General features: G+C 42.2%; 17 protein-coding genes. 11 read left to right on the plus strand and 6 right to left on the minus strand.

All coding sequences use genetic code 11. The annotated features are described in order from the left end of the window. The first annotated feature begins 372 nt into the window (after nt 1-372). From GJV22_RS12800 to fabD, 3 genes are all read left to right on the plus strand, one after another. Complete coding sequence (locus GJV22_RS12800) at nt 373-1,329, plus strand: carbamate kinase (protein ID WP_163713984.1); 957 nt, start codon at nt 373-375, stop codon at nt 1,327-1,329. Nucleotides 1,330-1,344: 15 nt separating this feature from the next. Then, on the plus strand, nt 1,345-2,355 hold the full coding sequence (gene argF, locus GJV22_RS12805; protein WP_163713987.1) for an ornithine carbamoyltransferase: 1,011 nt from the start codon (nt 1,345-1,347) through the stop codon (nt 2,353-2,355). Nucleotides 2,356-2,542: 187 nt separating this feature from the next. Next, nucleotides 2,543-3,433, plus strand: a complete 891-nt coding sequence (gene fabD, locus GJV22_RS12810; RefSeq protein WP_163713991.1) for an ACP S-malonyltransferase — start codon at nt 2,543-2,545, stop codon at nt 3,431-3,433. A gap of 76 nt (nt 3,434-3,509) precedes the next feature. On the opposite strand, the gene GJV22_RS12815 is transcribed toward fabD, so the two are convergent. Further along, the gene (locus tag GJV22_RS12815) at nt 3,510-3,791 is read right to left on the minus strand and encodes a YciI family protein (protein ID WP_163713994.1); all 282 of its coding nucleotides are present in this window, start codon (nt 3,789-3,791) and stop codon (nt 3,510-3,512) included. Between the two features lie 369 nt (nt 3,792-4,160). Between GJV22_RS12815 and GJV22_RS12820 the strand changes: the two genes are divergently transcribed. Both GJV22_RS12820 and GJV22_RS12825 read left to right on the plus strand, forming a co-directional pair. Beyond that, nucleotides 4,161-5,327, plus strand: coding sequence for a glycosyltransferase family 4 protein (locus GJV22_RS12820; RefSeq protein WP_163713996.1), 1,167 nt, complete (start codon nt 4,161-4,163; stop codon nt 5,325-5,327). A gap of 229 nt (nt 5,328-5,556) precedes the next feature. Next, nucleotides 5,557-7,215 carry a diphosphate--fructose-6-phosphate 1-phosphotransferase gene (locus tag GJV22_RS12825; RefSeq protein ID WP_163714000.1) on the plus strand — a complete coding sequence of 553 codons (1,659 nt, stop codon included), beginning with the start codon at nt 5,557-5,559 and terminating at the stop codon, nt 7,213-7,215. Nucleotides 7,216-7,682: 467 nt separating this feature from the next. Here the strand turns inward: GJV22_RS12825 and GJV22_RS12830 are convergent, their stop codons facing one another. The 5 genes from GJV22_RS12830 to GJV22_RS12850 form a co-directional block, all read right to left on the minus strand. Then, a complete protein-coding gene (locus GJV22_RS12830) occupies nt 7,683-8,927 on the minus strand; it encodes a PQQ-binding-like beta-propeller repeat protein (protein WP_163714003.1) in 1,245 nt (414 codons plus the stop codon). Nucleotides 8,928-8,956: 29 nt separating this feature from the next. Further along, complete coding sequence (locus tag GJV22_RS12835; RefSeq protein WP_163714006.1) at nt 8,957-9,379, minus strand: gamma-glutamylcyclotransferase family protein; 423 nt, start codon at nt 9,377-9,379, stop codon at nt 8,957-8,959. 114 nt (nt 9,380-9,493) lie between these two features. Then, entirely contained in the window at nt 9,494-11,437 is a 1,944-nt protein-coding gene (locus GJV22_RS12840; protein ID WP_163714009.1) for a sialate O-acetylesterase, read from the minus strand. A 329-nt stretch (nt 11,438-11,766) separates the two neighbouring features. Then, nucleotides 11,767-12,915, minus strand: coding sequence for a BT_3928 family protein (locus GJV22_RS12845; RefSeq protein WP_163714011.1), 1,149 nt, complete (start codon nt 12,913-12,915; stop codon nt 11,767-11,769). Between the two features lie 51 nt (nt 12,916-12,966). Then, nucleotides 12,967-13,509 (minus strand): DUF1599 domain-containing protein, encoded by a 543-nt coding sequence (locus GJV22_RS12850; RefSeq protein ID WP_163714014.1) that lies wholly within the window; start codon nt 13,507-13,509, stop codon nt 12,967-12,969. 217 nt (nt 13,510-13,726) lie between these two features. Here GJV22_RS12850 and folP point away from each other — a divergent pair, with 217 nt between their 5' ends. Genes folP through GJV22_RS12880 form a run of 6 tightly spaced genes read left to right on the plus strand, consistent with a single transcriptional unit; the run spans nt 13,727 to nt 20,017 of the window. Further along, complete coding sequence (gene folP, locus GJV22_RS12855; RefSeq protein ID WP_163714017.1) at nt 13,727-14,605, plus strand: dihydropteroate synthase; 879 nt, start codon at nt 13,727-13,729, stop codon at nt 14,603-14,605. After that, nucleotides 14,606-15,406 (plus strand): diadenylate cyclase CdaA, encoded by an 801-nt coding sequence (gene cdaA / locus GJV22_RS12860; protein ID WP_163714019.1) that lies wholly within the window; start codon nt 14,606-14,608, stop codon nt 15,404-15,406. It begins immediately after the preceding gene. A 2-nt stretch (nt 15,407-15,408) separates the two neighbouring features. Next, nucleotides 15,409-16,479: a mechanosensitive ion channel family protein gene (locus GJV22_RS12865; protein ID WP_163714024.1), complete on the plus strand. Its 1,071-nt coding sequence runs from the start codon at nt 15,409-15,411 to the stop codon at nt 16,477-16,479. 60 nt (nt 16,480-16,539) lie between these two features. Continuing rightward, nucleotides 16,540-17,502, plus strand: coding sequence for an NAD(P)H-dependent flavin oxidoreductase (locus tag GJV22_RS12870; RefSeq protein ID WP_163714027.1), 963 nt, complete (start codon nt 16,540-16,542; stop codon nt 17,500-17,502). Nucleotides 17,503-17,507: 5 nt separating this feature from the next. After that, the gene (locus tag GJV22_RS12875) at nt 17,508-18,743 is read left to right on the plus strand and encodes a M16 family metallopeptidase (protein ID WP_163714030.1); all 1,236 of its coding nucleotides are present in this window, start codon (nt 17,508-17,510) and stop codon (nt 18,741-18,743) included. Further along, on the plus strand, nt 18,740-20,017 hold the full coding sequence (locus GJV22_RS12880; RefSeq protein ID WP_163714032.1) for a M16 family metallopeptidase: 1,278 nt from the start codon (nt 18,740-18,742) through the stop codon (nt 20,015-20,017). Before GJV22_RS12875 ends, GJV22_RS12880 begins: the two co-directional genes overlap by 4 nt. The last annotated feature ends 100 nt before the right edge of the window (nt 20,018-20,117 follow it).

The following is a 20,117-nucleotide window of genomic DNA, read 5'->3' on the forward strand; positions in this document are numbered from 1 at the left end:
CTCTTTTTTGCCATGAGATTTTGTAAAATTGCTTGCAAAGTTAACGAATTTTAGACCGATTATCTTGTTTGGGCTGTCAACTAAAAAAGATTAAAACGGGAAGTTTTATTAACATCAATGTCTTGAAAATAAATTCATGTTATAAAACGGTCGTTAAAATCATCAGATCAAATAATCGCCGGGAAAGTTGCTCTTTATAACGGCCCACAGCCTCCGTGACCTGTACAAATCTGTTTTAGAGCAGTAGATTTGACACAAAAACAGCAACAAAAGGCAGTTTTTTGAAAATATACAATCCGTAAGTTTGTTTATAAACTCCCCGAATTACAACGAAGGTTGAGTTTATTAACTGAGTAAGCTCCCTATTTGCCTATGAAAAAGCTAGCCGTTATTGCACTTGGAGGAAATGCGCTTCTTCGGAACGATGAAACCGGAACAATTGAAGAGCAGGAAGCAAACACTACTGAAACCCTTGAAAATGTAGTGTATCTCCTGAACGAAGGGTACAACCTGGTCATCACACATGGCAATGGTCCCCAGGTCGGCAACATTTTGATGCGTAACGATGCTGGTGAAATATTATACCAGATTGCACCAATGCCGCTGGATATTTGCGTGGCAGATTCCCAGGGAGGAATTGGCTATATGATTGAGCGCATATTGCGAAATGTTTTGAACCGCCACCAGATTTCCAGACACATTATCTCAATGATCGGAATGGTTACAGTCGATCCTTTGGATGAAGCACTGAAAAACCCGACCAAACGAATCGGCAAAATTTATAGCCAAGACGAAGCAGAAAGGTTACAGACTGAAAAAAACTGGCAGTTCAAACCTACCGGAAAAAACAAAGGTGGTTGGCGTCGAGTAGTTCCCTCTCCTTCCCCAATAGATATTTTGAATAAAGATGTGATTGAATTGCTCGCGAAAGCAGGGAACATCGTTATTACAGGAGGAGGAGGAGGGATACCGGTTTACTACGATAAAAAGGGATATTTGAGAACTGTCGATGCGGTTATCGATAAAGACATGACTTCGTCGCTGTTAGCAGCAGAAATTGGCGCTGATGAATTCTATATTTTGACTGACGTACCCTACGTATTTAAAGATTTTGGGCTTTCAACACAGGAAAAACTTGAATTTTTAAATTATGCAGATACTACAACGCATCTTGAAAAGGGTACCTTTGAAGAAGGAAGTATGGCTCCTAAAATCAAAGCTTGCTTAAACTTTTTGGAAAGAGGCGGTCAAAAAAGCATTATTACGGAGGCCCGGAAACTGGCAGATAAGTCCTTCGGATCAAAAATAACCATGGAATACGAATCATAAACACACCCGCAGAAAATGACAATTAATTTAACGAACAGACACTTTTTAAAGTTGTTAGACTTCACCCCACAAGAAATTGAATACTTGATTCAACTGGCTGGCAAATTGAAAGGGCAAAAGCAAAAAGGCGTTGAGCAACAGGAACTAAAAGGGAAAAACATTGCTTTAATATTTGAAAAAACATCAACCCGGACCCGCTGTGCATTTGAAGTAGCTGCCTTTGATCAAGGGGCACATGTAACCTATTTAGGACCTACGGGCACACAAATCGGGCACAAGGAGTCGATGAAAGATACCGCCCGCGTTTTAGGTCGAATGTATGACGGAATTGAATATCGTGGATTTGGTCAGGAAATTGTCGAAGAACTTGCAAAATACGCCGGAGTACCCGTTTGGAACGGCTTAACAAACGAATATCATCCCACACAGGTGTTAGCCGATTTTTTAACGATGAAGGAGCATTCCATCAAGTCTCTCTCTGAAATGAAACTTTGTTATTTGGGCGATGCCCGATACAATATGGGCAATTCTCTGATGGTTGGTTCCGCCAAAATGGGAATCGACTTTCGTATTGCAGCCCCGGCCAGCTGCCAACCGAACCCGGAATTGGTAAAAACATGCCAGGAAATTGCTCAACATACCGGTGCCAAAATTTCTGTTACGGATGATCTTTCAGAGGCGGTTCTTGGTTGTGATTTTCTCTATACCGATGTTTGGGTCTCAATGGGCGAGCCGGAAAATGTTTGGGAAGAGCGAATCAAGCTACTGAAGCCATACCAGGTTAACAAACAAGTATTAAAACTAACGGGAAATCCGAATGTGAAATTTCTGCATTGCCTCCCGGCATTTCATAACAAGGCAACAAAAGTCGGGGAAGAAATCTTCTTCAAATACGGTATCTCTGCGCTAGAAGTGACCGATGATGTATTCGAAAGTGAGGCCTCCATTGTTTTTGATGAAGCCGAAAATAGGATGCATACCATTAAAGCAGTCATGGTCGCTACCTTGGCTACCAGTCCAGAATAAAAATCGGATGGCTGGTAAGATATCGACATTGAACCTCAACATTAGCGAAAGTTGGAACATGTTTGTCCAATAGTCGATTTAACAACCAAAATTAGGATTGAATTCAGCAATCAATAGCCATCAAAGAAAGCATAGGACGAAAAATAATCTATCTTTGTGCGCTGAAAAAAATCTTAAACATTTCATTATGAAAGCATTTGTATTCCCCGGTCAGGGGGCACAATTCCCCGGAATGGGAAAAGACCTTTACGAAAACTCTCCTCTGGCCAAAGAATTATTTGATAAAGCCAACGAAATTCTTGGTTTCAATATCACTGAAATCATGTTCGAAGGAACCGTTGACGATTTAAAACAAACAAAAGTAACCCAGCCGGCTATTTTCCTGCATTCAGTTATTTTAGCGAAAACATTGAAGGAATTTCAACCTGAAATGGTTGCCGGTCACTCACTGGGAGAATTCTCGGCCTTGGTAGCCAATGGCGCGTTAACTTTCGAAGATGGATTGAAATTGGTTTATCAACGTGCAATGGCAATGCAAAAAGCCTGCGAATCGCAACCTTCAACGATGGCTGCAATTGTTGGTTTGGACGATGCCACTGTAGAAGAAGTTTGTTCTTCAGTTGATGCCGTTGTTGTTCCGGCAAACTATAACTGCCCCGGACAATTAGTAATTTCAGGAAGCGTTGAAGGTATTGACAAAGCTTGCGAACTACTGACTGAAAAAGGTGCGAAACGAGCATTGAAACTTGTTGTTGGTGGTGCTTTCCACTCACCCTTGATGGAGCCGGCCCGCGAAGAATTGGCTGCTGCTATCGAGGCAACTACAATCAACACTCCTATTTGTCCAGTGTTCCAAAACGTGAATGCCCAACCAGTTTCTGATCCTGCAGTGATTAAAGAAAACCTGATCGCTCAGTTAACGGCTCCGGTAAAATGGACTCAAACTGTTGAAAACATGTTAAAAGACGGTGCTACTTCATTTACCGAAATTGGCCCCGGTAAAGTATTACAAGGATTGATCAAAAAAGTTGACCGCCAAGCTGTAACAAGCGGTGTAGACAGCTACGTTGCAGAATAAGCTCAACTTTTCAAATTATACGAAAATGGAATTGCACCGCATGCAGTTCCATTTTTTTTGGTGGTATTACTACTCATCAAGACTTAATCAACAACTGTGAAACCTGACTGACCTGAATTTCGGTCACATCAAAGTCTGCTAATTCATATTCCAGAAACGGATCTTCTTCCAGTATTCCCATTAACACGTCGTGATTCTCGACGTCTGCCAAAATAATCCCTCCCGTCCGAGGTACTTTCTTTCCGGTAAGCAAAAACTTCCGGTCATCATAATAGCGTTTTACAAACTGAATGTGTGATGCTAAATGGGGTTCAACTTCTTCAAAAGGAACTTTATATTCGATCGATATTAGAAACATTATTTGTAGAATTTTAAATGTTGTAAAAATACAGATGAAATATTTTACCTTGGAGGATTATCCAAGACTTTTTTAAAGTTCACAAAAGGAACGTCATACAAAACAAGGCATTTCATATCTAATTCCAGACAAAAGTGAACAATGATTCACATTCAACCAGTAACTTTTAAGTCTAAAATGAAATAATAAGCATTCATCTTATGGCTGAATATTCTAGTTAGTAGATGCCCTGCAAAATTCGCTCGTAGTCTCAGAAGCATCAAAAACCCCTCAAAACTGCTCGTTCATCAAATAAATGTAATTATTAATATTGTGTTAAACTATCCGTTAACTTAATCATTTATATTTGAACAAAAACTAACTATCCTGATGAATATTACCATTGTACTAAACCTCCTCACTAGCTTCTTATTGGCCTATGTGGCCATCCCTTCTATTGTGCAAATTTCACATGCAAAGCATTTGTTTGATGTACCTGACCACCGAAAGTTAAATAAGGTGGTTGTACCAACACTTGGAGGTGTCGGTATCTTTCTTGGGCTGGTTTTAAGCTCACTGATTTTTATGCAGGGTGATGCCGGCTTTGGATTTCGCTATTTGTTTGCAGCTCTTATCATGATGTTCTTCATTGGAATAAAAGATGACATCCTAATTCTGTCAGCGAAGAAAAAATTAATGGTTCAAATACTTGCGGCCTTAATTCTGGTTGTTTTAGGAAATTACAAAATCTCAAATTTTTATGGTTTAGCTGGGCTTATTCAAGTTAGCGACTGGATCAGTATACCAGTTTCTGTATTGTTTATCCTATTCATTATGAATGCTGTCAACTTAATTGACGGTATTGATGGATTAGCAGCTGGCATATCGTTGATGTTATCTTTTTGCTTTGGAATCTGGTTCTACTTTACCGGCCACGCTGATTACGGCACTGCCTGTTTTGCTCTGAGCGGAAGCCTGTTGGCTTTTCTAAGATTCAACCTTTGGGGTGGTGACAATAAAGTGTTTATGGGCGATACCGGCTCTTTGATTTTAGGTACATTTCTGGCAACCATCGCGATCAAGTTCAACGAGCTTAACTATGTAACCTACAACGAATTCTATATCAACTACGCACCTCTTTTTATCTTAGGATTATTCATTGTACCAATCACCGATACCTTAAGGGTCTTTACCATTCGGATCAAAAATAAACGGTCGCCATTTGCACCGGACATGAACCACCTGCACCATTTGCTAATTAAATCCGGATTAACACACATTCAGGCTAGTGGATTCTTTATTGCTTACACCGTAATGTTTACGTTAATGGCTTTAACAGTTCAAAAATATACCAACATCACAATTGGTTTTTCACTCCTGTTAGGGCTCAGCTTCGCTTGTGTTGGCGGCATCTATTTTCGCATGAAACGAATTGAAGAACGCATTGCCATTGAAGAAGCAAGCTCAACTTCCAGAACTATTAAGATTAACTTCTGGGGTAATCTGAAAGAAGAACCTTCAACTATTAAGGCTCGAAAAAGCGGTACTAACCGATAGCAAATTTTATTTATCTCATTATAAATATAGAGCTCCGTATTCCGGGGCTTTTTTAATTCATCAAACTAGCTGAAACTGCTCTAATGCAAGCTTGCAAAAATCAGATCTGTTTAAATTAACTTTAAATCGAAGATTACTGCTTTTATGGCGTACCAAATCCGATCTTTTTAGATTATTTTTGGTGAAAATTTTTCAGAAAAAAGTAATTCTTTCCTAAAATTCAAAACAAATGACCATTAGCGCATTACAAAAAGCTAGGGCTCAATATCAGCCTAAACTTCCTAAATCTTTAAAAGGTGCTGTAAAGATCGTCGACGGTGCCGCAACTGAATCAGTTGCCGATCAGGCAGAAATCAAACAACTATTCCCAAATACTTACGGTATGCCTCTCCTTTCTTTGGAAGGAGCAAGTGAAGCTGCTAATTTTCCGGCTGTCAATGTTGGTGTAATTCTTTCCGGTGGCCAAGCTCCCGGTGGGCACAATGTTATTTCAGGGATATTTGATGGAATTAAAAAATTGAATCCTGAAAGCAAATTGTATGGTTTCCTTGGTGGTCCCGGAGGATTGGTTGATCACAAATACATGGAAATTACCGCTGATTACCTGGAAGGATTCCGTAACACCGGTGGTTTCGATATCATTGGATCGGGCCGTACGAAACTGGAAGAAGAAGCACAATTCGACAAAGGGTTGGAAATTCTGAAAGAATTGGACATTAAAGCGCTTGTGATCATTGGTGGAGACGACAGTAACACCAACGCTTGTGTTTTAGCTGAATATTATGCCGCAAAAAATGCAGGTGTTCAAGTTGTTGGTTGCCCGAAAACAATTGATGGTGACCTTAAAAACGAAATGATCGAAACTTCCTTCGGGTTCGACACAGCTGTTAAAGTTTATTCAGAGTTGATAGGAAACATCCAACGCGATGCGAATTCTGCCAAAAAATACTGGCACTTTATCAAACTGATGGGACGTTCTGCGTCACACATTGGTTTAGAAGCTGCCTTGCAAACACAGCCAAACATCACCTTGATTTCGGAAGAAGTTGCTGAGAAGAAGCAAACTTTGGGTGAAATTGTTGATTACATGGCTGCAATCATCGCCAAACGTGCTGCCAATGGCGAAAACTTTGGTGTTGCCCTGATCCCTGAAGGCTTGGTTGAATTCGTTCCGGAAATGAAAGCCCTGATTGCCGAGTTAAACGACTTGTTGGCTGAAGGTTCTGAAACTGAAGCAAAATTCAAATCCTTTGCAGACAAAGCTGAAGGCCGTGCTTTCGTTGCCGGAATCCTTTCTGCTGAATCTGCAAAAGTATACCAATCACTACCTGCTGTTATTGCTGACCAGTTGACATTGGATCGTGACCCACACGGAAACGTTCAGGTATCACTGATCGAAACTGAAAAGCTATTGGGTGAAATGGTTAAAACCCGTTTAACAGAAATGAAAGCTGCCGGCGAATTCAAAGGTAAGTTCGGAACTCAATACCACTTCTTCGGGTACGAAGGTCGTTGTGCTGCTCCATCAAACTTTGATGCCGACTATTGCTATTCATTAGGTTTTACAGCTTCAGTACTGATTGGAGCAGGTAAAACAGGTTACATGTCAAGTGTACGTAATACAACAGCACCTGCTGACGAATGGATCGCCGGTGGTGTTCCTGTAACCATGATGATGAACATGGAAAAACGTCACGGACACATGAAACCAGTAATCCAAAAGGCACTGGTTGAATTGGATGGCGCTCCTTTCAAATTTTTGGTTTCAAACCGCGAAAAATGGGCTATTGAAACCAGCTATTTATATCCTGGCCCAATCCAGTACTGGGGACCAACTGAAGTTTGTGACCGTCCAACTGTTACACTTCAATTGGAACAAACGAAATAATACGTTCGAACAAGTATAAGTCAGAAAACCTTCCTTTCCGGGAAGGTTTTTTTTTTGTCCTGTCGTCCGGGCAGCCGTCCTGTTAAAAATTTTTTGGCCCTGTCGGTTGAATTAGTCGCCCTGTTGGGTTGAAAGCCGTCCCTGTTAAAAAATGAGCCGTCCTGTTACCCGGTCAGGGTTCCCTGTTAAAGGTGAAGAGCTCCCTGTTACTTCTAAAGCCGCCCTGTTGAACAGGGAGGGCTGCCGTACTAACAGGATTAGTAAAAAGATAACAGGGCGAGTCATCCTGCTAACAGGGTTAGCAAAAAAGTAACAGGGACGCCTTTTTTCCTACAGGACTGGCTCATCAGGCTACAGGGCGAAATTTGCAGCAACAGAACACCGAAAATCGCAACAGGGAAGCTTCGCACAAGGGCTGCATCCATTTCGCCGCTACAAAACGACAGCGAAGGTTTCCACTCCAAAATTTATCCTTCAGCCTTAATGGAATAAGCCCCCAGGTAATTTCCGTGCCGAACGTACAACACGCCATCGCGGATAACCGGGTGCGCAAAATGTTCTTTTGTTCCTTTTTTCAATTTGAAGGAACTCACCTTTTTCAACTGGCTTTCGCTGGCATCGATCAAGGACAATTCGCCTTTGTCGGCATAAAAATAGATCATACCGTCAGCCAAAATTGTGATACCACGTCCGGTCTTCAGGCTGTCGGTCACTTCCCCGTTCGAGCAATCAATCGCCAGTAACTGTTGCTTGCGGTGCCCGGCGCCGTAGAGCCGGTTGTTGGCCACGACAAAACCGGTCATATAACTATCGAAAGCGGGGTTTTGCCACTTTTCCGATATCGATTTACCATCAGCCGACAGCTGCAAATCAACGCCGCCATTGCCGTCGCCGGCACTGTAGTATAGCTGACCGTTGGCAAACACAGGCGAGTTACCGTGCGTATCGCCATTTCCTTGCTCCCGTTCTTCAGGCTTTGTATTCGTTTGCTCGTGCGACCACAATAATTCACCGGTCTTCCAATCGATACCCAATAAATGGTACGCCGTAAAAACACTCACCAGTTGCTCGTCTCCGGTTTGAATGAACTCGGCCGAATTGTAGGCAGGCCACTCGCCAAATGCCTTACACGACCAAATCAACTCACCGGTATGACGGTTCAAAGCAACAACATTGTGCTCAGGCCCACCCGGAACGATAACCAGTTGGTCGTCGTTAACCAGCGGGCTTTGTGAGTACCCGAAACGAGGAATAACTCCCCCGAATTCGGTTTGCAGATCTTTGCTCCACCGTTTTTCTCCGCTTTTGGTATCGAAACAAAATAACTCCCCCATTCCGGAACAGAGGTACAGATTCTGCCCGTAAACGACCGGTGTACCGCGCGGTCCGGGAAAATTTTTGGTCCATTCTTTTCCGTAAGCAACTTTCCACAGCTCACGTCCTTCCAGATCGTACTTAAACAAGTAGCCGGTACTGTCGGCTTCGCCGGTGGTGTAAACAAACTGGTTGCTCACGGCAGGACTGCTGTAACCGTTTCCGATACTATCTGCTTCCCAGATCAATTGGGGACCGTCCTCCGGCCAGCTTTTTAATAAATTACTTTCGGAATATTCTCCATTGCGCGAGTCTCCGCGCCAATCAGAATGTTGTGCTTTGGGTTGACAAGCAGACAGCATAAGGACTGCCGCTCCAAGAATCAGGTAAGTTTTCATCGGTTTAATTTTTGGTTTTGAATGTTGTTTTATTTGAAAAATCCACCTCGTCGCATCGATTCCAGGAAGTCTTCGATATCATTCAGAATCTCCTGCCGGTTCTTTTCGGGCGCGCTCTCCGATGCGATTCCCGCTGTAGCCGGCTGCGTATAAACAAAAGTTTCGATCCATTTGCCATCCGGCGTTCTCACCGTCATCAATTCCCTTTGGTAAAGCGGAACGTCCTCCCAGTAATCTATCAACTCCAATTCGCTCCAACTCAGCTCGAACAGCTGTCCTTTTACGCTTTTGCCCTTTTCCGGCTTTACAAACAGGTAGCCGTTCGCCGGATGCGTGTACAAGCCATAGCCCTCCAATTCAGCAACGCGGTAACCCGGCAATCGCCGAAGAAGCAATTGAATATATTCCGGATCGGAAAGGGTACCATACGAAAACAATAACGGATTCGCCATTTAATCAATGCTTTGTTTAAAAATAAGTATTTAATTTTCTTATCTGTTACAGGAAAACAAATAAAAAAGCCTTGTCCGTAAAGAACAAGGCTTATCGTATCATTTATCCGAACGCTATTCGGTCACACCTTTCCAGTTGTCTGTACGAAACGGAACGGCCGGAAGACCTTCCTTGTTGTACAGATTCAGGTCGTCCGGGTTATTTCCCCAGGCAAAACGAACTGCCACGGGCTTTTCAACATCAGCCGAAGATACAACGACTGTCGTCTGATCAACAAGCTCGCCCTTGGCCCAATGAAACTGTTGATCGTCGCCGGCCACAGCAAACGCATTCACATAACCATATTTGTCCTTCACCTGCAAACCACTTCCGGTTTCCTTAAAATGCAGATAAACCTTATTGCCTTTCACTTCCATCGACTCATACATCGGTCCCGAATTCACGACATCCTTTTCGTAAGCTATCTTCAGCGCATTCAACGCCAAACGTTTTCCCACATCCTGTTTATTCGTAGGGTGAATATCGCCGGCTTCGCCAATGTCGATTGCTAAAGCCTGACCAGTCTTGGGCAATTCCAAAGCCATTGCTTGAGATTCACGTAATTCTGCCCAGGCACTTTCCGATGGCTGTTCATCGGCTGCCATAAAGTTTGCCAATTGTACCCAGCAAAATGGGAATTCACCCAAATCCCACTGACTACGCCAATCGGTAATCAGGTCTTTAAACAGCTTTCTGTATTGAAAAGCACGATCGGCGTTCGACTCTCCCTGGTACCAAATGGCTCCTTTTATGCCGTATGGAATGATGGGGTTAAGCATTCCATTGTATAGCAGCGTCGGGTAATCATTCGGCCCAAGCGTTGTTGCACTCGTACTAACTTCCGATATTTTGAACTTCCACGCACCACTCAAATCAACTTTTTCGTCACCAAGAAGCAGAAACATTTCGCCTTCATTTCCGAAAATTCCACCACCACCTCCGGTGTCGACTACCCGAATGGCTATTGTATTTCGACCTTCTTTCAGTACATCAGCCGGTATTTGATACACCCGATGAGCATCATATTGGTTCGTTCCGCCAACAAGTACACCGTTGATCCAGGTTTGGTCATTGTCGTCAATCTGTGCTAATGAAATACTGCCCTTTGCCGAAGCTTGCTCCTTGGTCAGTTCGATTGTTTTACGATACCAGGCAATTCCATCAATATTAGCATATCCTTGCCCTTCCCAAAGCTCAGGCGCTTGGATTGTATTCCACGAAGAGTCATCGAAATCAACAGCTGCAAAAATAGCCTTCCCATCTACCAGCCCATTATCCTTTTGAGTTAAAGGACTGCCCAACACTTCCTCCATCTGCTTTCTTCTCATCTCCTCAAAATTCGACATATCAAACTTTTTCAGCTCCGACAAAAGATCTTTGAAATCAGGTTCCTTTTTCATCATCTCCAGGCTCATCCAGGTTTCTGCAACGGTTCCTCCCCACGAGGTATGAATCACACCAATGGGAACATCCAAATCCTGAAACAAACTACGGGCAAAGAAATAGCCAACCGCTGAGAAATGAGGAACAGTCTCAGGTGAACAGACTTCCCACGTTCCGCGATCCAGATCAGACTGTGGCTCAGTAGCTACCTTTTGGGGCACTGTGAACATGCGGATTTTGGGGTAATTAGCTTCTGCAATTTCCTTTTCAGCGTTTATTGCCCGATCAACTGTAAACTCCATGTTTGACTGGCCACTGCAAACCCAAACTTCACCAATTTGTATATTCGTCAATCGGAGCGTATTTGATCCTTCGACAATGAGCGTGTAAGGACCACCATAATCCATTGGTGGAAGCTTAACGCTCCAATTCCCATTGCGTGAAGCCTTCGTTTCAATTACGGCGCCGGCAAACAAGACGGTAATTTTTTCGTTCTTATCAGCCCTTCCCCAAACAGGATTCTCCAGGCCTTTTTGCAACACCATATTGGAGCTAAAAATACGGGCTAGTTTAACCTCAGCCTTTACGGCCAAAAATGACAAAAGTACGCCCAGCAGGATGACTAGTTTTTTCATAGTTTGATATTTGGTTTTCTTATTGTACAAATGAGTAATGTAATGTATTCTACTCAATCATAATTCAGTTGTTGTCGGACATGCAATTTAACTAATCGGTTTTTAATTGAATCGAATGTCGACTATTTTCTCCAGTAGAACCATCCAATCTTCGACAATTTCGGTGCCATCACTCTCTAATAATTCGCAGATTAGTTACCTTTAAGCTTTATTAATTTAATTCCCCCGCCGAAATCCTTCCTTTCACCTTACATCCGGCGGGGGATTTTTTGGCATAAAAAAACCGGCTTCGTCAAAAACCGGTTCCTTCATCTATCATCGTAACAAACTTATTCGACTCCAAGAAGTTTAAAATAGGCCAATTGACGTTCAAATTCATCCACTGTTGGAATATCGTTGAAATGCCATTTATCCATAATGGTACCCTTTTTCAGCAAGATTAGTCCGGGATTGGATCGAATCATCGTTTTTAGAGTAATTTCGTCCGTATTAAAGAACTCAAAAGGAAGCTCTTTTTCTTCGGCGACCTCATTAGCCTGATCCAAAGTTGCAGCCGTCAAGCCTATAAAGTGGATCCCATGACCTTCAGCATACTCGCTCAAAAGCTTCACCCGCTCTTCAGACGACCAGTCGGCTTCATCCAAATCGGTTGAAACAAAGACAAAAGTATAGGTGTCGTCGTACAGAAAAAAATCCTTAATATCCTCTCCATCCTGTGTTTCGATGGTAAAATTATGAATCGGCTGTTCATAGCCTTTACTGATCAGTTCAGTGTCCATGGAAACAAATTTCCAGTTCAGCGTATCCTGCCAGGGATAATTCTTCTCAGTGAACTCTATTTGTTTCCCCGACTTCAAGTTTTCATAAACAAAAACATTCGCGTATTCGTCCTTTGCAGCCCCTGCCGGCATAAGCATTCCTTCCGGAATGTTTACTCCGATCTTGTAAGGTCGAAAATCAATAATCGGCAGATGTTTGTATGAGTAATCAATTAAATAGGCAAAAACAAAAACCGTAGCACCAGACATAACCGCCGAAATAAGAGACACGTACTGCGGACCATATTTCTTTCGGTACACGACAATGACAATTGCCAATGCTAAGAGAAAAATGTTTTTATAAAAGGTTTGCCAATTGGTCAATTTCAACGCGTCGCCAAAACAACCGCAATCAGTCACGGGATTATTGAACGCAACAACGAGTGTTATTACCGTGAAGAAACTCATAAAAGCCAATGAAAGCCATCCGAATAGTATGCTAAAGACATTTGTCACCAGCGCAATACCAATAACAAACTCGGTTACAGATAACAGTATCCCCATCGGAAGCGACATGCCAACGAAGGAATCCATTCCCCATGCCTGAAAGTAATCGGTAAATTTGTAAGCTGAACCAAGCGGATCGATTCCCTTTACGAATCCTGAAAAGATGAAAACCAATCCCAAAAGAACCCTCGAAACATGCCAGATATACTTCATTTTTGACTTATGAATTTTTAAAATTTAGTTGCCTGTTGTTTATGAACTTCTCTACGATGGAAACTCCAGCTTTATTAACGCAAAAACAGCATAATTGATCATGTCCAGATAATTCGCATCAATCCCTTCTGAAATGATTGTTCTCCCGGCATTGTCTTCAATCTGCTTTGTCCGCTTTATTTTCATCAAAATCAAATCTGTAATTGAGCTGATTCGCATAAAACGCCAGGCTTCATCGTAATCGTGATTTTTATTCAACATCAGGTCGCGAGCCTGAATAAAATAGGTTTTATAAAGATTCAATGTTTCCTCAGGAGTCAAATCATCTTGTTCCGAGATTCCTTTTTCCAACTGAATTAAAGCCATGATACAGTAGTTAATGATACCGATATATTCAGAACGGGCACCTTCATCCACCTTCATCTCCCCTTTCATTTCGATACTTCGGATTCGCTGCGCTTTAATAAAAATCTGATCGGTTAGTGAACTCGGCCTTAAAATACGCCAGGCAGTTCCGTAATCTTTCATTTTTTTTGTGAAGATATCCTCACAAATGCCAATGACATGGCTATACTCCTGAATTGTTTTCTCCATTATACTTATTCAACAAGAATTTATTTACTATCGATTGAACGATTGAAATTCGAATGGGTAATGATGTTTTCCGATTGAATTCCAAAGTAACCAGTTGTTAAGCCCATTCTTTTTCAGCCGCTGCAAAGCCATAAAAATAGGAATTAAATGCGTATTTTGACGGCATATTTTTACATTTGTATGACGCATTGTATAACTTCTCAAATCGAAATGATTTATGTTGATTACTAGTTCTGCCAGCAAGTTTTTTAAACGCAAAAGTTCCATCACGCTGAATGGCAAACTATTGGACTTAACGAATCCTGTAGTAATGGGTATCTTGAATGTTAGCCCTGACTCTTTTTTCGATGGCGGCAAATATACATCGACAGATGCTGTTATTGCCCGAGCGGAACAAATGGTGGAAGAAGGTGCGGACATTATTGACGTCGGTGCGGTATCTACACGTCCGGGAGCTGAAAATATTTCAACAAAAGAAGAATTGACCCGTTTGCTACCTGCTGTTACCGAAATAAGAAAAAGATTCCCTGAAATCCCAATGTCAATTGACACCTATCGTTCCTGGGTTGCGCTGCGTGTAATTGATGAAATTGGCGAGTGTATTGTGAATGACATTTCAGGTGGTTCATTCGACGAGCACATGTTCGACACGATTGCCAAGCTGGGAGTTCCGTATATTTTAATGCATATTCACGGTAACCAGACGAATATGCATGAGACACCACATTACGACGATATAATCAAAGACATTTCGAAATACTTTTCGGACAAGGTTCGGAAACTGACGAAGGCCGGTGTGAAAGATGTAATTCTGGATCCCGGTTTCGGATTTGGGAAAAACATTGACGACAATTATGATTTACTGAACCGCCTGGATGCTTTCAAAGTATTCCAATTACCGGTTTTAGTTGGTGTAAGTCGAAAATCGATGCTTCACAAAATGTTGGAGATTACCCCCGAAGATAGTCTTCCGGCAACCATTGCTGCAAACACGATGGCTTTATTGGGTGGTGCTGACATTTTACGCGTACACGACGTAAAAGAAGCTGTTCATTCCGTTAAGCTTTTCAAAAAACTTAAAGAAGTGGCCAAATAAATGAATCTTTTCATTACCATCCGTTTTCTAGATATTCTCGACATTTTGTTGGTCGCATTTCTCTTGTACCAACTCTACTTGCTCATCAAGGGAACGGTTGCGTTCAATATTTTCATCGGACTTTTTGTTGTTTACCTGTTCTGGTTACTGATTCGCGCCCTGAACATGGAGCTTTTGGACACTTTGATGGGACAATTTTTAGGTGTCGGTGTATTAGCGCTTATCGTTGTCTTCCAGCAGGAAATCAGACGCTTTTTGTTGCTCATTGGGAGCAACAACCAGGTAAACAAGCTGTTTGGAATGGAAAAGCTCTTCGCCTCCGATAAAATAAGATCGGCATCCAACCAACAACTAAAAATGTTGGTGAAAGCCTGTGAAAACATGGCACGCACCAAAACCGGAGCATTAATTGTGATTGCTCAAAAATCGGAGTTACGCGAATATGTGCGAACCGGTGAAAAGATCAATGCTCGCATTTCCGACGCTTTACTCGAAACTATATTTTTCAAAAACACCCCGCTTCACGATGGTGCTGTTATTATTATTGGCAACCGTGTTGTTGCCGCCCGGTGTATTTTGCCGGTTACTTCAAAAAGGGATATTGATCCCAATCTGGGATTACGACACCGGGCTGCTGTAGGTATCACAGAAGAAACAGATGCTGTGGCCATTATTGTTTCCGAAGAAAAAGGAAAGATCTCTGTTGCCCGAGCCGGTCATATTCATGTGAATATTTCATTGGCGGAGCTTTCAAAAATATTAGAACAGGTCATTCACCCGCATAACGACGATTTTGATTAAACATGAAAGAATTGATCGTTTTTCATACCGATGGTCTTGAAATCAACTTATTTCAGTTGGTTGTGGTTACCTCCATTTTGATTTCAGCGGCAATTATTACAATCTTCCTGACCCGCTTTGTACGAAGATTCGGTGAAAAGCACTCGTTCCCCAAAAAATTTATCAGACTCGTCAAACAAGGCATAAGAGTTTTGTTCTACCTCAGTTCATTAGCTGCTATTCTCGATGTTCTGAAAATCAACTACCACCAATTATTTGGTCATGTCATCTATGCCAATGAAAACTATTCAATTCGGGTACTGAATATCCTGATTGCACTGATAATTATTTATCTCACGAGGATATTTACATTCGGTGCCGAATATTGGATGAACAGTAGAATTGACAACCACAAAATGGATCGGGGAAGAGGAAAATCGCTCATTCAAATTCTCAAATACCTTATCTGGATTCTGGGCTTTTCCATTATTGCGAGTTCGCTTGGGCTGAACATGACCTTCGTGATCGCCAGTATTTCAGCCCTGTTAATTGGTGTAGGATTCGGTCTGCAGCATATTTTCAATGATTTCTTTTCCGGTATTATTATTCTTTTCGATGGGTCGATTAAAGTGGATGACATTGTTGAAGTTGAAGGCACCATCGGAAGAGTACTAACCATCGGCCTTCGTTTTTCAAAGGTTTTGACTCGCGACAATGTGATCTTCATCGTCCCAAACTCTCGCTTCACCACTGAAAAGGTAATCAATTGGACACACAATAAAGAAGCCACTCGTTTTCACGTAAATGTCGGTGTTGCCTATGGCTCAGATGTAAGATTGGTTGAAAAAATCTTACTTGAAACAGCTTCGAAACATGACCAAATAGTTAAGATCCCCAAGCCATTTGTCCGCTTTAACGATTTTGGGGAATCATCACTCGACTTTCAATTGTACTTTTGGACCGTTAACGACTTTCTGGTTGAAAATATTAAAAGTGACTTGCGGTTTGAGATTGATAATGGATTCAGGAAAAATAAAGTAGAAATTCCATTCCCGCAGCGTGATCTGCACTTGAGATCCAAAGATTTCGAATAGCTACAACACCTTTTAGAGGCCAACCGGTAATACTATTTCAGATTAATAACAGCTCAAATTATGTCTTCAAAAAACAAAATAACTGAATTATTTCAGATTAAATACCCGATTATTCAAGGTGGTATGGTTTGGTGTAGCGGTTGGAAACTAGCTTCAGCAGTCAGCAACAATGGCGGTCTGGGGCTATTGGGTACCGGCTCAATGCACCCTGAAACCCTGCAGGAACATATTCAGAAAACAAAAAACGCAACCGATAAACCGTTTGGTGTGAATGTTCCGCTTTTTTATCCGGAACTGGAATGCGTTATGGAAATAATTGCAGCCGAGAAAGTTCCGGTTGTATTTACATCGGCTGGCAGTCCAAAAGCATGGACAAAGTGGTTGCAGCAGCGCGGTATAACAGTCGTACATGTGATTGCCAGCTCTTACTTTTCAAAAAAATGTGAGGATGCAGGAGTCGATGCGATAGTCGCTGAAGGATTTGAAGCCGGAGGCCACAATGGCCGGGACGAAACTACGACGATGACATTGATCCCTTCGGTACGAAAAAGCACTGATCTCCCATTAATGGCGGCCGGTGGCATTGGAAGCGGTCAGGCAATGATGGCGGCAATGGCGTTAGGTGCTGACGGGGTTCAAATCGGGTCCCGTTTTGCTATCTCACAGGAATCTTCAGCCCACGAAAACTTCAAAAAAATCGTTACCGGTTTAGGCGAAGGCGACACAAAACTGGCACTAAAAAAGCTGGCACCCGTTCGACTAATTAAAAACGCCTTTTTCAAGCAGGTAAACGAAGCTGAATTACGTGGTGCTTCAGAAGAAGAACTTCGCACTCTTCTGGGACGCGGACGATCTAAAAAAGGCATATTTGAAGGAGATTTAGATGAAGGAGAATTGGAAATCGGACAAATTGCGTCTTGCATTGACGATATTCCAACGGTTGAAGAAATCATGAAAAAATTAATCGCAGAATACAGTCAAACACGTCAGTTAATTGTTGAAGACTCCAAATTTGCATTTTAAACGATATGATTGAATTTTCACGCCACCGTTTAGAAAACGGCCTTGACATTATTCTCTACCCGGATTATTCCACGCCAATGGTAGCCATGGACATTTGTTACCACGTTGGTGCCAAACATGAGAACCCAAATCGTACCGGTTTTGCACACTTATTCGAGCACTTAATGTTTGGTGGATCGAAAAATATTCCGGACTACGATATTCCGCTGCAGTTGGCAGGTGGTGAGAATAATGCTTACACCACAAATGATCTGACGAACTACTATCTGACTTTACCCAAGGACAACCTGGAAACTGGCTTTTGGCTCGAGTCTGACCGGATGCTCGAACTCGACTTCTCTGAAAAGAGTTTAAACGTGCAGAAAAACGTGGTTATTGAAGAGTTTAAACAGCGCAACCTCAATCAGCCATACGGAGACACCTGGGCCTTATTGAGAGGCTTAGCCTATAAAGAACACCCCTACCAATGGACAACCATCGGTAAAGAAATCAGCCACATCGCCGACGCCAGCTTAACCGAGGTCAAAGAGTTCTTTTACCAATATTACGCGCCCAACAATGCAGTCCTTGTTCTAAGTGGAAACATCGACAAAGATCATTGCCTCAATTTGGCCGACAAATGGTTCGGAAGCATTCCCAAACGGGAAATCAGGAAACAAAAGCTTCCGGTTGAACCTGAACAAATTGAATTTAGAGAGCTCACAGTAGAGCGGCCTGTGCCTGATAGTGTCCTTTATTTAGCCTTTCACATGGGAGACAGGCTGATTCGTGAATACTATGTCTGTGACCTTATTTCGGATATCCTTTCCGGTGGAAATTCATCGCGGCTCTACCTCAAATTAGTTAAAGAGCAGCAACTCTTTGTCGAGCTAGACGCCTATATTTCCGGCGACCATGATCCAGGTTTATTCATTGTTTCCGGCAAATTGGCAAAAGATTGCAGCATCGAAAAAGCAAAGAACGCGATTTGGGCTGAACTGGAGAAAATGAAGCTTGAGCCGGTAAATGCGCTGGAACTGGAAAAGGTGAAAAATAAATTGGAAGCCAACCATATATATGCGAAAATGGGCTACATGAATATGGCCCAGGAACTGGCAACCTATGAAAACATTGGCAAGGCCGAAATAATGAACGATCAGCTGAATTGGTATCGGAGTATTTCGCCTCTGGAACTTCAGCAAACCGCTCAAAAAATCTTCAGAATTGAAAAATGTTCCCAATTAAATTACCTGGCCCAATGACTATCAACAGAAAAATAGCGCCCAAGCTTTACCCAATATCAAAACCGGATTTAATTCGACCTCAAATATCCAAATTAACCAACGGAATACCGGTGTTTGCGCTACGGGCAGGAAAACAGGAAGTGTGTAAAATTGACTTTGTTTTCAAGGCAGGAATATGGCAGCAGGACAAGCAACTCTTGGCTTCTCTGTCCAATGCAATGCTTCAGGAAGGTTCCTTGAATTATTCCGCTGCTCAAATCGCAGAAACTTTCGACTTTCATGGTGCATATTTTCAGCTCACTGCAGATTATCATTATGGTACCGCAAGCATCATCACCCTTGAAAAACATCTTAGCAAACTTCTTCCGGTTATTGAAGACTTGATTAAGAATTCATGTTTCCCTGAAGCTGAATTCAAAAACTTGATTAACCGGCGAAAACAACGGTTCCTCCTTGAAATTGAGAAAGTCAAAATTGTTTGCCAGAAAAAGTTCTCTGAAGTCCTTTTTGGGAAAGGGCATCCATACACCCTAGGTCTGACGTCCAATGATTTTGATACCGTTCAGCTTAGCGACTTTATTGATTTTTACCACGCGCACTATCATGCGCAAAATTGCGAGATACACTTATCCGGACAATTTTCAACAGAAATTATTGAAAGCCTAAACACTCATTTTGGAGGGTCCGACTGGCAAGGCCCAGCCATAAAGCCAATACTGTATACTCCGGAATGTAGCACAGAGCAACTAACCAGAATTAACAAAGCAGATTCAATTCAATCAGCTATTCGTGTTGGGAAATTACTGGTTCCAAAAGATCACCCAGATTATTTTGGGCTTCAGATTCTCACGACCATTTTGGGAGGCTACTTTAGCTCCAGGCTGATGATGAACATCCGGGAGGACAAAGGATACACCTATGGCATCGGTTCGCATTTTATAAGCCTAAATAAGGCTGGTTATATAATCATTGCGACTGAAGTCGATAAAAAATATGAGCAGGCTACTCTTTCCGAAATTGAGCGGGAAATATTGCAACTCCAAAGAGAAGCTGTTTCGAATGAGGAATTAGATCGGGTAAAACAATACCTCATTGGCGAATTTCTAAGAGATTTTGATGGGCCTTTTTCTTTGTCTCAAGCTTTTCGCAACCTCCATGATTTTGGCTTGGAATATTCGTTCTACGATAGCTATTATACGACAATTAGAAACATCAGTCCGGAAGTAATTCAAAGTTTGGCTCAACGCTATTTCGACCCGCACACGATGCACTCAGTCATTGCCGGACAATAAAGTCTAAATACAACAGACTGACCGTCTCCTGCTGTTTTTTGGAACACCAACCCCCATTTCACTCCATAAAAAAAGCCTTGGTAATACCAAGGCTTTTCAA

It is taken from the genome of Mangrovibacterium lignilyticum (assembly GCF_010882175.1).
In the GTDB taxonomy this organism is placed as follows: domain Bacteria; phylum Bacteroidota; class Bacteroidia; order Bacteroidales; family Prolixibacteraceae; genus Mangrovibacterium; species Mangrovibacterium lignilyticum.

Bases quoted from the DNA above. Each gene is read 5' to 3' on its own strand.
- GJV22_RS12840 (WP_163714009.1), bottom strand. From the start codon at position 11,437: ATGAAAAAACTAGTCATCCTGCTGGGCGTACTTTTGTCATTTTTGGCC.
- GJV22_RS12825 (WP_163714000.1), top strand. From the start codon at position 5,557: ATGACCATTAGCGCATTACAAAAAGCTAGGGCTCAATATCAGCCTAAA.
- GJV22_RS12875 (WP_163714030.1), top strand. From the start codon at position 17,508: ATGATTGAATTTTCACGCCACCGTTTAGAAAACGGCCTTGACATTATT.
- folP (WP_163714017.1), top strand. From the start codon at position 13,727: ATGTTGATTACTAGTTCTGCCAGCAAGTTTTTTAAACGCAAAAGTTCC.
- GJV22_RS12845 (WP_163714011.1), bottom strand. From the start codon at position 12,915: ATGAAGTATATCTGGCATGTTTCGAGGGTTCTTTTGGGATTGGTTTTC.
- GJV22_RS12830 (WP_163714003.1), bottom strand. From the start codon at position 8,927: ATGAAAACTTACCTGATTCTTGGAGCGGCAGTCCTTATGCTGTCTGCT.
- GJV22_RS12835 (WP_163714006.1), bottom strand. From the start codon at position 9,379: ATGGCGAATCCGTTATTGTTTTCGTATGGTACCCTTTCCGATCCGGAA.
- GJV22_RS12880 (WP_163714032.1), top strand. From the start codon at position 18,740: ATGACTATCAACAGAAAAATAGCGCCCAAGCTTTACCCAATATCAAAA.
- GJV22_RS12870 (WP_163714027.1), top strand. From the start codon at position 16,540: ATGTCTTCAAAAAACAAAATAACTGAATTATTTCAGATTAAATACCCG.
- GJV22_RS12800 (WP_163713984.1), top strand. From the start codon at position 373: ATGAAAAAGCTAGCCGTTATTGCACTTGGAGGAAATGCGCTTCTTCGG.
- GJV22_RS12820 (WP_163713996.1), top strand. From the start codon at position 4,161: ATGAATATTACCATTGTACTAAACCTCCTCACTAGCTTCTTATTGGCC.
- fabD (WP_163713991.1), top strand. From the start codon at position 2,543: ATGAAAGCATTTGTATTCCCCGGTCAGGGGGCACAATTCCCCGGAATG.
- GJV22_RS12815 (WP_163713994.1), bottom strand. From the start codon at position 3,791: ATGTTTCTAATATCGATCGAATATAAAGTTCCTTTTGAAGAAGTTGAA.
- GJV22_RS12850 (WP_163714014.1), bottom strand. From the start codon at position 13,509: ATGGAGAAAACAATTCAGGAGTATAGCCATGTCATTGGCATTTGTGAG.
- GJV22_RS12865 (WP_163714024.1), top strand. From the start codon at position 15,409: ATGAAAGAATTGATCGTTTTTCATACCGATGGTCTTGAAATCAACTTA.
- cdaA (WP_163714019.1), top strand. From the start codon at position 14,606: ATGAATCTTTTCATTACCATCCGTTTTCTAGATATTCTCGACATTTTG.
- argF (WP_163713987.1), top strand. From the start codon at position 1,345: ATGACAATTAATTTAACGAACAGACACTTTTTAAAGTTGTTAGACTTC.